Raw genomic sequence first — 13397 nt, 5'->3', positions numbered from 1 at the left:
ACATGAAAAATATAAATAAAAGTATAATAACCGTGTTTGCCGTTGCTGCCATGCTTGCAGCCGGTGGATGTACCAAGCGGAGCGACCTGTTCCCCGAGGCACCGTCGAAATTTACGCCGGGCAATACCCTAACTAACCCGGGTGCATTCCGCGCGGCATTGCTTAACTTAAACCTGAGCGTAAGGTTCGAATTTTTTGGTGATGCGGCACCCATGCTAACGGAGTCGATATTTACCGATGCTGCTGTGGAGGGTACTACTGATAAAACCACCCCGGCGCAGGATCTTAACATCCGCATAACGCCAACCGCTAACCTAAATAGCGACGACTTTAACAAAATAGGCCGCTACTGGCAGGTTTGGTGGCAGGGTGTGCACGATGCCAACGTGATCATCAGCAGGATAAACGACGTTACCTGGCCATCTGACGATGACAAGAACAGGGTGCTGGCAGGTGCTTATTTCCACCGGGCTTACAGGTATTACCGCCTGGTACACGAGTTTGGCGATGTGCCATTGATCTTGAAAGAAGAAACTATCGTGAACACCGCGTTCCAAAGCACTCAACGCATCGTCATCCTTAAAAAGATGAAAACCGACTTGGAGTTTGCGGTTACTAAAATGGTAGATAACGGCAACAAAGGCGAGCCATCAAAAGGCGCGGCAGCCCACTTGCTAACCAAAATTAACCTGGCTTTAGGTTTGTTTGATGATGCCATCGCGTCGGCAAACATCGCCATAAACGGCCCCTATGCATTGATGAATAACCGCTTTGGTATTGTTGCGAGCGATGCCAGCAAAAATGTTGTTTGGGACCTGCACCGCCCCGAGAATAAATCTATTGCCTCAAACACCGAAGCGCTTTATGTTGTGATCGATCGCGAGGCTTTAGAGGGCGCTACCGCAAACGGGTCGCAGGTGATGCGTAACTGTGTGCCCATGTGGCATAATGGTACCATTCTAACACCTGGCGCGTTAAAACCCGGCATATCTGATAAGATTATTGAGGAGTTCCCGCTTACCTTATTATATGGCCGTGGTATTGGCCGGATGCGTGGTACGCCTTACGCTACCAAATACATCTGGACGGATAACACAGATCTGCGCCACGCCAAAGGCATGTGGGCAGATATGACCGACCTGGTTTATAACCAGCCGGGGCTAAAAACAAGTGACCCAACATGGTACGGCAAAAACCTGCAGCAATACACCGCAGCCAACGTAAATCAACGCTTTTTGAATGGTGCTAAAGATACCATCCGCGCGTGGTTTGGCTGGCCGCACTATAAGGTGTTTATCGGATCCGGTAAAACAGCTGCAGACAAATGGTGGAGCCCGCCACGCGGTACCAATACCGATTGGTATATCTTCCGCCTGGCAGAGACCTACCTGTTACGCGCCGAGGCATACTGGTGGAAAGGCCAAACCTCATTGGCCATGGCTGATATTAACAAAGTAAGGGCCCGTGCAAAAGCAGAGTTATTGACAGACGACAGCAAGGTAAACATAGGCACCATATTAGATGAACGCCAACGCGAACTTTACTGGGAAGAGCCGCGTAAAACAGAGCTTACCCGTATCGCCTTCATATTTGCCCAAACCGGCAAAGCGGCATACAATGGTAAAACTTACCAGGTTGGTACGTTTGCTACCAGCAACTTTTTTTACGATAGGATAATGGAGAAGAACGATTTCTACAAAAATCCTAACGTTTTAACCAACTCGGGTAACCACTATACCATTTCGCCTTACCACGTGTTGTGGCCGGTACCCCAGTCAGAGATTGACCTGAACATTAACGGGCACATCAATCAAAACAAAGGGTATGCCGGTTCCGAAAATAATATTCCCCCTTTAGATAAAATAGTTGAATAAGTGAGTTAGTACATTAAGTTGAGTGAACCCGGCCCGGGTGTGGGCCTGGTTTAATTTTTACCACCGCCTTTATGAGAAACACATTATCCATTATAATATGCCTGTTTGCCGTTCAGCTAAGCTTTGGCAAGGTTTACAAAGTAAGATCGCCGGATGAGTTTAACAAAGCAGCTGCCACCATCGCTCCTGGCGATGAGATTGTGATAGCTAACGGTACTTATACCAGTTGGGCGGTTACCATCAATGCCAATGGCACGGTAGATAAGCCAATTGTTATCCGGGCGGAGCACAAGGGCAAAGTGGTTTTCTCGGGCAAGGTACGCCAATCTGTGTTTTATGTTTTGGGGAGTTATATCCAACTCAAGGGATTAAAATTTGAGGATTGCCAATTGTTTAAAGGACAGGGGAAGGATGTGATACTCATTCAGCTTAACGCGACAAAAAACTGCCGGGTTACTGATTGCTTTTTTACAAAGATCAGCGTTAATAGCCAGTTTATGCCGATAGTGGTTATCTCCGGCGATGGGGATAATAACCGGGTAGATCATAGCCTGTTCATCAGCAATAAAAATAACATGGATGTGCAGGTGAGGATAGGTAAAGAAACCGTACCGTTACATTCCCTTGTAGACCATAATACCTTTATGAACAAGGACAGCGTTACCTGGAAAGGCAATAACGGCGGCGAATGCGTACAAATAGGGCAGGACCCCATCCTGCTGGGTAACCGATATGCTTATGCCACGGTGCGGGATAACCGCTTTATTCGCTGTAGTGGCGAGCCGGAGGTGATCAGTAACAAGGCATCGGGCAATAAATATATCAATAACTATGTTGAAGATTGCCATGGCGAACTGGTGATGCGCGGCGGCCACGAATGTTTGGTAGATAGCAACCGTTTTAAAGGCGGCACCGGCGGCATCCGAATAAACGGTACCGGGCATACCATCAGCAATAATCAATTTGAGAAACTGCCCATCGCTATCAGGCTAATGTATGGCATGGCGAAGGGTAAAATAGATACCGGCTTCTACATTGCAGCCGGCGATTGCATTATTAAAAATAACCAAATCAAATATTGTGATACCGGCATCCTCATAGGTGGTGCCAAAAACGCCGACTGGACCGGTAAGTTCGACACTAAGCGCTATCCATCGCGCACCGTGCAGGACATTGCACCTTATAATAACGAGTTGTTGAATAACAACATCACCAATACTAAAAATCCAATTGTACAATAAGGAAGCCTACGCTATCTCATCAGCGATAAATGGTATTGGCTGCGACCTGTCAACGGGACATAAACGCGGATCCACGGGGCCTCATCAATTAACTTCCACTTATGGGCGGTGCCGGTGGTATCCATGGCTATTAAAATTTCACCGGGTTTAAGGATGAACGTTTCGCCGGGCATAGTTTCAAATTCCAGCGTGCCCGAGAGAGTGATCACATACTGATTGGCGGGGGCGTTATGCCAGTCGTAAAACGAATGCGGTGGCGATTCCTGGAACCTGATGGCTGAGGCCTGGTTAAAAGCGCCCTCGGCTAAAGTGCCGGTTTGGATATGCGAGTGGCCGTCGTCGCCGGTGTATAGTTTATAAGCTTTTATCATGTGTTATGCAGATGGCCGCTAAGCTAAATATTTGCGTTTAAATTGCCGGTTTTGATTTGTGTTATTAGATAGCTGTGATACTATTGGCCAAAATTATATGCTATAATGTGTAGGCATACATGAATAATTTTTTTAGAGGGATAATAGCTGCCTGGGGCGCTAAAAAATAGGCGGTGGTTTCCTGTCGACCATTGTTATTTTTATTGTGATATATGTGCTGCCGGCCAAGTGCATTAATGAGCCAGCGCGTGCGGCAGTTATGCCTGCTAAGGCTCATGTTCAAATAAACAGATAATACAAAAGGCAAATGATAATTCATTTGCCTTTTGTATGCTACTTGTTTTGGTGCTTACAAAGCAGCATCCAATGCCTGCTTAAAATCTTCCAACAGATCTTCTCGGTCCTCGATACCAACCGATAGGCGGATCATCCCTTCGGGGATCCCCATTTCGGCACGTTTGTCGGCACCAAGCTCAAAAAATATGGTTTGCGCCACCGGGATAGCCAGTGTGCGGGTATCGCCAAGGTTACTGCTTTTAATAACCACCTGCAGGCGGTTCAAAAACGCGAAAATATCCACACCATCCTTCAATGCAAAACTCATTAACCCGCCATGGAAGCGGAATAACTTTTTAGAAAGCTCGTGCTGCGGATGGCCTTTTAAGCCGGGATAGTAAACCTTGTCAACCAACGGGTGGCTTTCGAGATATTCGGCCAGTTCGCCTGCATTTCCGCACACGCGTTCAAGCCTTAAAGCTAAAGTTTCGGCACCTAACGATAAACTATGTGCCGCTTCAGGGGCAAGCGTACCGCCACCATCGCGCAGGCCGCGTTTACGGATCTGGGTAATGCCCTGCATGTCGGGTTTTATCTGCTCGCGAATAATAGGGGCAATGCCGGGATAGTTAGCCCAGTCGTACAAGCCGGTATCGGTAACGCTGCCGCCAAGCGCGTTGCCATGGCCGCCAATATATTTGGTTAACGAGTTGATTACCAACGATGCCTTAACCGTAACCGGTTGAAAAATGTATGGCGATGTCATGGTATTATCCACTACGTAGATATAACCTTTTTTGGCACATAATTCGCCAATGTTGACCAGATCGGCAATTTGGGTGGCCGGGTTGGCAATGGTTTCTACCATCACCATGCAGGTGTTATCCTTGCAAGCAGCTTTTACTTTATCTACCGATGTGGCATCAACAAAAGATATATCTAAACCAATTTCGGTAAACGTTTGCAGCACGCTGCGGGTATTGCCAAACAGGTAGCTGCTCGCCACAATATGGCTGCCCTTTTTTACCAGCGCGAAAACAGTAGCCATAATAGCCGCCATCCCGGTAGCAAAACTTACCGATGCCAGGCCGCTTTCCATCATGGTTACCTTGCTCTCTAAAGCGGCGGTAGTAGGGTTGCCCTGCCTGGAGTAAGCGTAACCTTTGGCCTTATTTTGAAACACATCCACAAGGCCCTGCACATCATCAAAACCCCAGGTAACCGTGGTATGTATGGGCTGGTGCAATGCGCCAAACTCCGGTTTGCGAAGGCGGTCGGCATGTAGCAGGGTGGTTGTGAATCCTTTTTGTTTTGTCATGATGGATGAGAAAAAGTAATAATTCGCAATTATAGCCATCTGCGTTATAAAAACCAAAGCTAAAGGCATATCTGGTCAAAAGTTTAGGTTCAAATTACAATATTATGCAGTTAAGTTTTTTATCAATTATTAAGATACCACACTATTGATTTCCCCGGCGGTTACTAATGTTTAAGCCTAAAGTTCAAATATCACCCCGAGCGTAGGTAAGACATTGCCACCTTTATTATCTAAAAGTTTTGATTTAAAACGCGATGGATCGCCGGTGGCATCTTGTATATTGCCGTTTGCATCGCGGTCTGGCACCAGGTACGATTGTAGCTGGTATTGATTATAGCTTAAGTTTTGTATGTCGAGATAAATGTTAAGCGTAAATTTTCGGAAAGGGTATTTCTTATCAACTCGTACATCCAACTGGTAAAAATCTTTAAGTCGTTGGGTATTTAACTGTTGCCAGTTTGGGATGCCTTGCGGGAAAATTGCATAATTACTTTTAAGGGTTGATGAAACAACATCATAAGGGGTATAAGGGCTGCCACCAGTGTACCTTAATTTTGCACCAACCTCCCAGTTACGTTTAAACACCTTTCCGCCTGTGATACTTAATATGTAACGGTTATTCCATGACGATTGCACATATTCACCTGTCTTGTCCTGAAATTCGCTACGGAACAAGGTGAGCGATAAAATGCCATAAAAACCTTTGTTAAGGCGTTGCTGTGCAAAAAATTCAACCCCATAACTACGGCCTTTTGTGGCACCAACAACTTGTTGGTTACCTACAACCCCAAAGTCGGCACCAAGGTTAGCCAGGGGGATACTATCTCCCAAAACACGCACAAGCGGGTAATCCTTATAAAATTTATAAAAACCTTCAATAGTGAAACGTGTGTTTTTTAGGGTGTTGTACTCTATGCCAAGTACTAGTTGTTTGTTAGAAATGTAGTCGACATTTTTATTGGCCTGTGCACCAACATCATCGCGGTAGCCTAAAACGGTATAAGCCGGCAGCTGGTAATAAATTCCGGTGTTGAAGTTAAGGCTAAACTTATCGGTAAAATTGTAAGAGGCCGAAAAACGCGGCGAAAGCGTCTTTGACAGATTGTTCATTCTGGCTGAAAATGTATTGGCATCAGCACGGATTCCTAAAGAGAGGTTTAGTTTATCTTCAAGGTAGGCACGGCTCAACTGCCCAAACAGGCTATATTTAAAAAAGCTGATATGGGATGTATATATGTTGCTCCCAAACGGGAGTAAATTATAAGTATTTGTTTGGTATTGTGCAGATTCGGCTCCGGCACCAAAGTTTATACGGTAATTATGTGTGCTGCTTACGTTCTCAAACCTAAACTTATTCTCAATTTCCTGAGATGTATAATCAAGCGTTTTAGTGCCTGCTTCGTTATTATCATGGTATTTAATAGCCTTGTTGTCTAAAAAGTCGCGGCTTAAAACAAATAGACTGTACCCGTTATTACGAAAGTTTTTGTAGGTGGCACCCACGGTATAGTTATTTTGTGAGTTAACCGGGATGTTTGCCAGCGTATATTGGTTTAGTTCGGTTTTTTTTGCATCAAGGTTAAGTTTAAAGCGGTCTATGGCACCCAAACCTAAAATGGTTAACTCGTTTTTTTGATTGAACTTGGTTTTTAACTTAAATTGAAAATCCTGGTATGACGGCAGAAACGGTAACCCGATAAGCTTAAACAAGCCTTGTAAATACGAATACCGGTATGATGATATAAAGGTAGTTTTTTTACCAAGCGGACCTGCCAGAGTTGCTGCAAGGTCGCTGGAGCCAAGTGTTAATGTAGCGTTGGTGCGGTCGGTAGGGCCATCTTTTTGTTTAAACTCAAAAACGGAACTTAGCGCATTGCCCCGGTTAGCTGGGAATGCACCCGAGTAAAAGTCAACCTCGTTTATAAAATCAACATTTATTAAGCCAACAGGCCCGCCCGATGAGCCTTGTGTGGCAAAGTGATTGATATTGGGGATCTCGACACCGTCGATATAAAACCGGTTCTCGTTTGGGGCGCCACCGCGGATTATGATATCATTACGGAAGCTTACAGGCGACGATACCCCGGGTAGCGATTGGATAACCTTACTAATATCGCGGTTGCCACCTGGGTTACGCTTAATTTCTGTAGAGCCAATTGTGCGTAGCGATACCGGGCTTTCCAATGTTTTATAAAACCTTGCTGCAGATATTTTTACCTCGCTCAGGGTTTGGGCGTCATCATCTAAAGAAACATCTGCTACGGCTACTTTGGCATTGGTTACCTGTATATCATACAATGTTTTTGAGCGGTAGCCAACCAACGATATTTGTAAGCTGTAATAGCCTGGTTTTAGATTGTTTAACTGGTACGCCCCTGTGGTGTCTGTTACGGTACCTTTATCTGTAGCAATTATGGTAACACTTACTGCGATAAGCGGGGTGTTACTTAATGTAGCTGTTATTTTACCGCGAATGGTTCCCGTTTGTCCAAGCGCGATACAAGGCGTTATAAATAACAAGAGTAATAGTATATTTCTCATTCGGATAAGCCAAAGATGAGATTTTTAGCGCTAAGTTTAACTACAGATAATCAATAATATATATAATGAACATAAGGGCTTAATGGTAATTTTACAGGCTTTTAAAAGGATTTCTTAACTTCGCGGTACATTACACCTGCCCCATGAAAAAGTTACTGCTGCTTATACCTGTATTATTTGTGCTTGCCTGTAAGCAAAACCCGGCTGATACGGTTGAAGGTAAAAAACTCAACAAGCTTGCGCAGGATTATGTAACTCTTGGCCTTACCATAGGCCAATACGACGGCGATTTTGTGGATGCCTACTACGGCCCCGATTCGCTTAAACCCAAAGAAATTACCGGTAAAACCTTCCCGAGGGATAGCATCCTGGCTAACATCAACAGCCTGATGAATGATATTAAGGTAATTGCCGACAGGTCGACCGTGGATTCAAATAAGATCCGTGCTAACTGGATGTATAACCAGCTGATAGCTTTTGGCAGGCGGGTTAGGATTTACGGCGGTGAGTACCGTTCGTTCGATGAAGAATCGCGCGAGTTGTTTGGCGTTGCTGCACCATCATATGCCGAGGAGTTTTTTAAGGCAGATATAGATAAGCTGGACAGCATGCTGCCGGGCAATGGTAACGTGAACGATAGGTTTCAGAAACTGGCCAATAAGTTTATCATCCCTAAAAATAAACTGGACGCCGTGATGAAAGCCGCTATTGCCGAGGCCCGCAAACGCACCCTTGCCCATTATAAACTACCTGCCGGTGAAAACTTTACGCTGGAGTTTGTGACCAACAAACCATGGAATGGCTACAACTGGTATAAAGGCAAATATCAAAGTGTTGTACAAATAAATACCGACCTGAAGATTTTTATAGACCGCGCCATCGATGTAGGCAGCCACGAGAGTTATCCCGGCCACCACGTGTACAATATGCTGCTGGAGAAAAACCTGTATCACGACAGGGGCTGGGTAGAGATCTCATTGTATCCGCTATTTAGTCCGCAATCGCTTATTGCCGAGGGGAGCGCCAATTATGGGATAGAGGTTGCCTTCCCGGGGGATGATAAAGTGAAATTTGCTAAAACTACGTTACTTCCGCTTGCCGGGTTAGATACTACAGGCATTGATATGTATTTTAAAGCGTTGGCCATTAAAGGCCGCCTAAACTATGCCCGTAACGAGGCCGCCCGTGGTTTAATAAACGAAACCATGAGCGAAAGCAAAGCGCGAAATTATCTAAGAAAGTATTGCCTGATGAATGATGAGACCGCTGATAAATCTATCAGCTTCATCAAAAAATACCGCAGCTACGTTATCAACTACAATTACGGGCAGGATTTGGTTAAGGATTACATTGAACGTAACGGCGGCACTACTAAAGACACTACCAAACGCTGGGAATTATTCGGGCATCTATTAAGCAACCCGGTTAACCCGATAGATTTGGTAAAGAAATAAGCATCCCTTAAAATTTGCCACTTGAGCCGCCACCGCCGCCTGTGCCACCGCCAAAGCGGTCGGTAGGGTGTTGTGCAGGGGTGGGCAGGTGCGATGTTGCCTGGCCTACTATTAGCGCTTCAATATTTAGTTTATCAAAATCGCTGCGTTCTTCCGGTTCTGCGTAAGTGATGCCGTTATGTGGAGTTTTCAAGTATTTGATAATAGTGTAAGATGCGGCTAACAGGATCATCCCCGAAAGGGTAAGCATAGCCTCTATGGGCAGCAAATGGTAATAGTTGCGGAAAGTAGCTATAGATGCCGCCGCTAAAACCATCCCCAATCGCAAAAACATAGCGCTTTTTTTACGGATGCCCAGCAGGGTATAAGCTACAGGAACCAACATAGTCCAGATCCAGAAAATAAAACCGAGCGGGATGCTTGTATGCGAATCATCCAGGTTGTTAAGCATGTTGTTCAGGCGGTTCACTACAAAATAATTGCCCGCCGCGTAAAGGGCTATCAGGCTGATGATCTTAGCGTAATCAATGCAGCTTTCATAGTTAATACTCCTTATATCTTTGCCCAATTTATTTATTAAATAAAAAGCCATGCCCGCGGCTATCATCATCATAAAAGGCATGGTAGCTAAACCGAAAGACCCTGCCTTTGCCCAGGTAAAATACACCACCGCGAAAAATGCAATGCAAGCTACTAAGGTAGTAAGCACATCTGCAAAACGCAGGGTTAGGTAAATGCAGAGCAGGCAGATGATAATTGCGCATGGCAGGTTATCACCAACGGTTAAATACATTTTAGAGATCATCCAGATAAACCCGCCCCCAAATAAACATGCCGAGTAATAAAGCAAGGCGTTATCAACCCCAGAATGGAAAAAGCGGTTTTCTTTAACAAAAAACTCTAATGCCCCGTAACATACAGCGCCCAAAAAGATGGGCCAACCCGGCGAATCAATCATGTGTGTGCTTAAACCAAGTAAGCTTAAAAGCCCTGTAGCGAACGAAGCAATTATAAACGTTAGGATAAATAACCCCACGCGTATTACCAGGCGTGGCAAATAAAAATAAAAAGGGTGAACTGTTTTAACAGCTATAAATTCTTCGGGAGTTATGCTGCCTTCCCTAAGTTTATCTTTTAGCCCATCAACAATGCGCATATTATGCACCCATTCTTTATTATAGATGATCATCGGCCTTGATTTTATGGTTAACGTGTATAATAAGATATATCAACCCCACGGCCGACAGTATAAAAAGCAATAACAGTAATTCAAAAGTCCCTTCACTGGCCCTGCTGGTAGCTATCAGTTTTACAAGCAGGCAACAGGTGGCAAAGTAACCGTACAATATGCTTAGCAGTGCAAAGTAAAACGAGTGTTCCTTAAAGCTACCCAGGTAAACGTAAATAGCTAAGGCAAAAACAACCATCAACCATAAAAAACTAAAACCGCTATCGTAATACTCAAAAAAGCCTGCTAATAGGGCGATGAATGTTACATGCACCCCATAATGATGATAACTGAATTTGAAGTGCCGCTTGATATTTAACCGCCCGGTAAGGTAAGCCGCCGCAAGTAATATTATCCCGAAAAGTACGTAGGTGAAAATAATATCCTTATTGTTGAAGGTGCCGTAGGCCAGCAGCGTTTTTGGCGTGACAGATACGCCCATCCACAAGGCTAAACTGGCTATGGACATGCTCAGGATACCCAAATGATCGAAATAATAGGCTACAAAGAACAGCGCCACCGTAGGTATAAAAGTTGCCATGCCATAGTTGGTGCCAAACACGTTATACTTAAACTGCAGGTAACCTAAAAAAGTTACCATACTAATACTGCCCAGCAGCAAAATATAATCGAACCCGGTGTTTGGCGCTTTTACCTTAGCAGGGCTAAAGGGTAGTTTATTTTTGCAGCAGTAGGTAAAACACCCAATGCAGATCAAGGCGATAAATGCCAGAATAACCTGGTGCCCAATGGTATCAATATTTTTGTAAACGAGCGTACCCAAACCACCAGATAGCAGCATTACGCCCAGGTAAAGCAATATTTTTAATTCCCAATGGACAGAGAATAGCTGGGTGGCGTATTTTTGCTTTATTTTTTCAAACGACTCATCACTGATGTAGCCATCGGCGTGTAGCTTGTTGTAGATGTTGTTTTCCAATATGGTGCGAGGTTTATTGCTTTATAAAGATAGTAAAGTAAATATCGCTGCCAACAAAAAAGGGCTGAGCATTTAAAAAATGCCCGGCCCCTCACACTTAACTAAACAAAGGTTATTGCAGTTTTATTTCTACGCGTCGGTTTATTACGCGGCCCGCTTCGGTTGCATTTGATTCTATTGGTTTGCTTTCGCCATAGCCTTTTGTAGCAAGGTTATCTGCAATTACACCAGTGTTAACCAAGTAAGTTTTTACCGCGTTAGCACGCTCTACAGATAGGAACATATTATGCTCGTTGCTGCCTTCGGCAGATGAATTACCATTCAATATAAATTTCACTGTTGGGTCTTTCTTCATTTCGGCAGCTGCTTTATCCAACGCGGGGTAAGCAGCTGTTTTTAAGATACCAGAGTTAAATTCGAACTGGATGTTTTTGAAATTATAGTCGGGTTTTTCAACCGGGGCTGGTGGCGGTGTTGGTGCTGGCGGTGGCGGTGCAGGGGTTGGCGCAGGTGCCGGCCTGGTTTCTGCAACCGGTTCCGGTGCTTTAACAATGGGCTTTTTTGCCTTACATGCCGGCAATACAGCTATGGCAGTTACAATTACGATAGGGAAATAGAATGTCCTTAAAAACTTCATGTTTTGTTGGTTTGGTAAGTATAAAAAACGTTTTCGGCAGGCCGATATTGTAAATATATCAATTACAGGCACATTGCGGTGCTAAATTTTAACATTAAAATCTTGCAGTTTATTTAGTGTACAACGAAAGTTACCTGCCTGATAACGAAAAACCTATATGGTTTATTTGCATAGGTTGTGGCGATGGCTAAAAAAAGCTTCTGAAAAAGGGCGATTTTACCCTGTTTTAAATTTCGGCTTTTACGTTGCTTTACATCCGATATCAACAGCTATTTATCCCATGAACTTACGTAACACCAGGCATATCATTATAAAAACCACTAAGGGCAGCTTTTTAGTGCCCACGCATAGTTATATAGAACAAACCGGCAATGTGGTAAAAGTTAAATTTACCTTCGACAAGAATTTAAGCAGCCCCGAATTTGAATATGTTATTGCCGATAACGAGGATGGCTACATCCGGATGGTTACCTCAAAAGGCATCGGGTTTAATTCGGGCTCCCTGTTCGACCAGCTCTTCGTGTGGTTCGATTTTATCATCAAAAATTAAGCTTGCCGCAGTTGGGTAACTGCGCTTTATCCTGCGTTTTAGCCATCAATATTGCACCTATCATGGCGTACAGCGTGTTCGACTGTGTATCCCAAACTATAACCTTGCGTTCCCAGGAATGAATCACCGGATTGGCCGGATGCGATGGACACAAACCACTCTAAAAATTCGTATAGCACACTGATGGTTGTGCAAACGCAAACAGTTAAAAGGCCATCCAGTTTCTTTTTTGGATCACGCCAAGGCGGATGAATACCTCACGGCAGAGTGCTATTTTAAAGCTAAAATAAGCAATATCCAGCTTACCTGGGCGGTTGATGAACAGCGCGCCCACTGGGCCGAAGGTACAAGCAACACTACCGAAATAGACCAGGATGTTATTACAGGATGATACGGCGGGTCGATAACCAATGCGGAGGTGTTTATGGTTAACGAGCCACGCATCACTTTTTATTTTAAACGTTTCATATTGTTGTGTTTGATGACCGGGTACTGGCCTTTGAGAATTTTGTTAAATCCGGGGCGCAGGTTTACGCGCCAAACGGCGACCTGAACATCGGCACTAAAGATGTGTTTGTGCAGTATATTGATAAGAATAAAGTAGAATATTCTACCGGGGGCTTCCATACAAACAGCTTTTAAACGTAATATCAACAACCATTGTACCCGCCCAATCCGGTGCGCCCGAGCGGATAAAAATAAAGCTTAAGTTACAGTTTACGCTACGGCCTAAAGGCGGCCCCGGCCCCGCTATGCAATTAACTGATGGCGAAGCAGTGATCTACATTAAGCTCGACTAATCCTAAATACGATAGCCGGATAACGCCTGCTATTTTGTCGTTTATTCAATTGTTGGATACTACAGCTAAACAACAATGCAAGTATCTGATAGTTAAAATTATATGGGTATTTATACGCGCTTTTAATAGCTATATACGCTTCTTATAAAGGGTTATTAAACCCTATA

At 44.3% G+C, this 13397-nt stretch carries 13 protein-coding genes; 6 read left to right on the top strand and 7 right to left on the bottom strand.

Annotated elements, in window-relative coordinates:
- Positions 1–2: 2 nt before the first annotated feature.
- Both RHM67_RS17085 and RHM67_RS17080 read left to right on the top strand, forming a co-directional pair.
- Complete coding sequence (locus RHM67_RS17085; protein ID WP_322228225.1) at positions 3–1874, top strand: RagB/SusD family nutrient uptake outer membrane protein; 1872 nt, start codon at positions 3–5, stop codon at positions 1872–1874.
- Between the two features lie 71 nt (positions 1875–1945).
- Complete coding sequence (locus tag RHM67_RS17080; RefSeq protein ID WP_322228224.1) at positions 1946–3115, top strand: polysaccharide lyase 6 family protein; 1170 nt, start codon at positions 1946–1948, stop codon at positions 3113–3115.
- An 11-nt stretch (positions 3116–3126) separates the two neighbouring features.
- On the opposite strand, the gene RHM67_RS17075 is transcribed toward RHM67_RS17080, so the two are convergent.
- From RHM67_RS17075 to RHM67_RS17065, 3 genes are all read right to left on the bottom strand, one after another.
- Positions 3127–3486, bottom strand: a complete 360-nt coding sequence (locus RHM67_RS17075) for a hypothetical protein (RefSeq protein WP_322228219.1) — start codon at positions 3484–3486, stop codon at positions 3127–3129.
- Between the two features lie 349 nt (positions 3487–3835).
- Positions 3836–5080, bottom strand: coding sequence for a cystathionine gamma-synthase family protein (locus RHM67_RS17070; RefSeq protein ID WP_322228214.1), 1245 nt, complete (start codon positions 5078–5080; stop codon positions 3836–3838).
- 177 nt (positions 5081–5257) lie between these two features.
- Complete coding sequence (locus RHM67_RS17065) at positions 5258–7621, bottom strand: TonB-dependent receptor (protein WP_322228213.1); 2364 nt, start codon at positions 7619–7621, stop codon at positions 5258–5260.
- Between the two features lie 143 nt (positions 7622–7764).
- On the opposite strand from RHM67_RS17065, the gene RHM67_RS17060 reads away from it, so the two are divergent.
- A complete protein-coding gene (locus RHM67_RS17060; protein ID WP_322228212.1) occupies positions 7765–9075 on the top strand; it encodes a hypothetical protein in 1311 nt (436 codons plus the stop codon).
- Between the two features lie 7 nt (positions 9076–9082).
- Here RHM67_RS17060 and RHM67_RS17055 read toward each other — a convergent pair whose 3' ends face one another.
- The 3 genes from RHM67_RS17055 to RHM67_RS17045 form a co-directional block, all read right to left on the bottom strand.
- Complete coding sequence (locus RHM67_RS17055) at positions 9083–10264, bottom strand: hypothetical protein (RefSeq protein WP_322228211.1); 1182 nt, start codon at positions 10262–10264, stop codon at positions 9083–9085.
- Complete coding sequence (locus tag RHM67_RS17050) at positions 10251–11243, bottom strand: DUF2157 domain-containing protein (RefSeq protein WP_322228209.1); 993 nt, start codon at positions 11241–11243, stop codon at positions 10251–10253. Before RHM67_RS17050 ends, RHM67_RS17055 begins: the two co-directional genes overlap by 14 nt.
- A gap of 112 nt (positions 11244–11355) precedes the next feature.
- Complete coding sequence (locus RHM67_RS17045) at positions 11356–11880, bottom strand: OmpA family protein (protein WP_322228207.1); 525 nt, start codon at positions 11878–11880, stop codon at positions 11356–11358.
- A gap of 280 nt (positions 11881–12160) precedes the next feature.
- Here RHM67_RS17045 and RHM67_RS17040 point away from each other — a divergent pair, with 280 nt between their 5' ends.
- Positions 12161–12430, top strand: a complete 270-nt coding sequence (locus RHM67_RS17040; protein ID WP_322228205.1) for a hypothetical protein — start codon at positions 12161–12163, stop codon at positions 12428–12430.
- Here the strand turns inward: RHM67_RS17040 and RHM67_RS17035 are convergent.
- Positions 12420–12557: a hypothetical protein gene (locus tag RHM67_RS17035; RefSeq protein WP_322228204.1), complete on the bottom strand. Its 138-nt coding sequence runs from the start codon at positions 12555–12557 to the stop codon at positions 12420–12422. The two genes, RHM67_RS17040 and RHM67_RS17035, sit on opposite strands and share 11 nt — an antisense overlap.
- Before the next feature lie 102 nt (positions 12558–12659).
- Here RHM67_RS17035 and RHM67_RS17030 point away from each other — a divergent pair, with 102 nt between their 5' ends.
- Together RHM67_RS17030 and RHM67_RS17025 are read left to right on the top strand one after the other, a co-directional pair.
- Positions 12660–12821, top strand: a complete 162-nt coding sequence (locus RHM67_RS17030; RefSeq protein ID WP_322228202.1) for a hypothetical protein — start codon at positions 12660–12662, stop codon at positions 12819–12821.
- 83 nt (positions 12822–12904) lie between these two features.
- Positions 12905–13072, top strand: a complete 168-nt coding sequence (locus RHM67_RS17025; protein ID WP_322228201.1) for a hypothetical protein — start codon at positions 12905–12907, stop codon at positions 13070–13072.
- The last annotated feature ends 325 nt before the right edge of the window (positions 13073–13397 follow it).

Source organism: Mucilaginibacter sp. 5C4, from assembly GCF_034345625.1.
Classification (GTDB): Bacteria; Bacteroidota; Bacteroidia; order Sphingobacteriales; family Sphingobacteriaceae; genus Mucilaginibacter; species Mucilaginibacter aurantiaciroseus.
Note: the sequence above shows the minus strand (reverse complement) of the source record. Positions and strands in the feature narration are given on the sequence as shown.

What these genes read in the sequence shown, in the direction of transcription:
- RHM67_RS17085 (WP_322228225.1), top strand. Translation starts at nt 3, where the DNA reads ATGAAAAATATAAATAAAAGTATAATAACCGTGTTTGCCGTTGCTGCC.
- RHM67_RS17080 (WP_322228224.1), top strand. Translation starts at nt 1,946, where the DNA reads ATGAGAAACACATTATCCATTATAATATGCCTGTTTGCCGTTCAGCTA.
- RHM67_RS17040 (WP_322228205.1), top strand. Translation starts at nt 12,161, where the DNA reads ATGAACTTACGTAACACCAGGCATATCATTATAAAAACCACTAAGGGC.
- RHM67_RS17075 (WP_322228219.1), bottom strand. Translation starts at nt 3,486, where the DNA reads ATGATAAAAGCTTATAAACTATACACCGGCGACGACGGCCACTCGCAT.
- RHM67_RS17045 (WP_322228207.1), bottom strand. Translation starts at nt 11,880, where the DNA reads ATGAAGTTTTTAAGGACATTCTATTTCCCTATCGTAATTGTAACTGCC.
- RHM67_RS17055 (WP_322228211.1), bottom strand. Translation starts at nt 10,264, where the DNA reads ATGATCATCTATAATAAAGAATGGGTGCATAATATGCGCATTGTTGAT.
- RHM67_RS17070 (WP_322228214.1), bottom strand. Translation starts at nt 5,080, where the DNA reads ATGACAAAACAAAAAGGATTCACAACCACCCTGCTACATGCCGACCGC.
- RHM67_RS17060 (WP_322228212.1), top strand. Translation starts at nt 7,765, where the DNA reads ATGAAAAAGTTACTGCTGCTTATACCTGTATTATTTGTGCTTGCCTGT.
- RHM67_RS17065 (WP_322228213.1), bottom strand. Translation starts at nt 7,621, where the DNA reads ATGAGAAATATACTATTACTCTTGTTATTTATAACGCCTTGTATCGCG.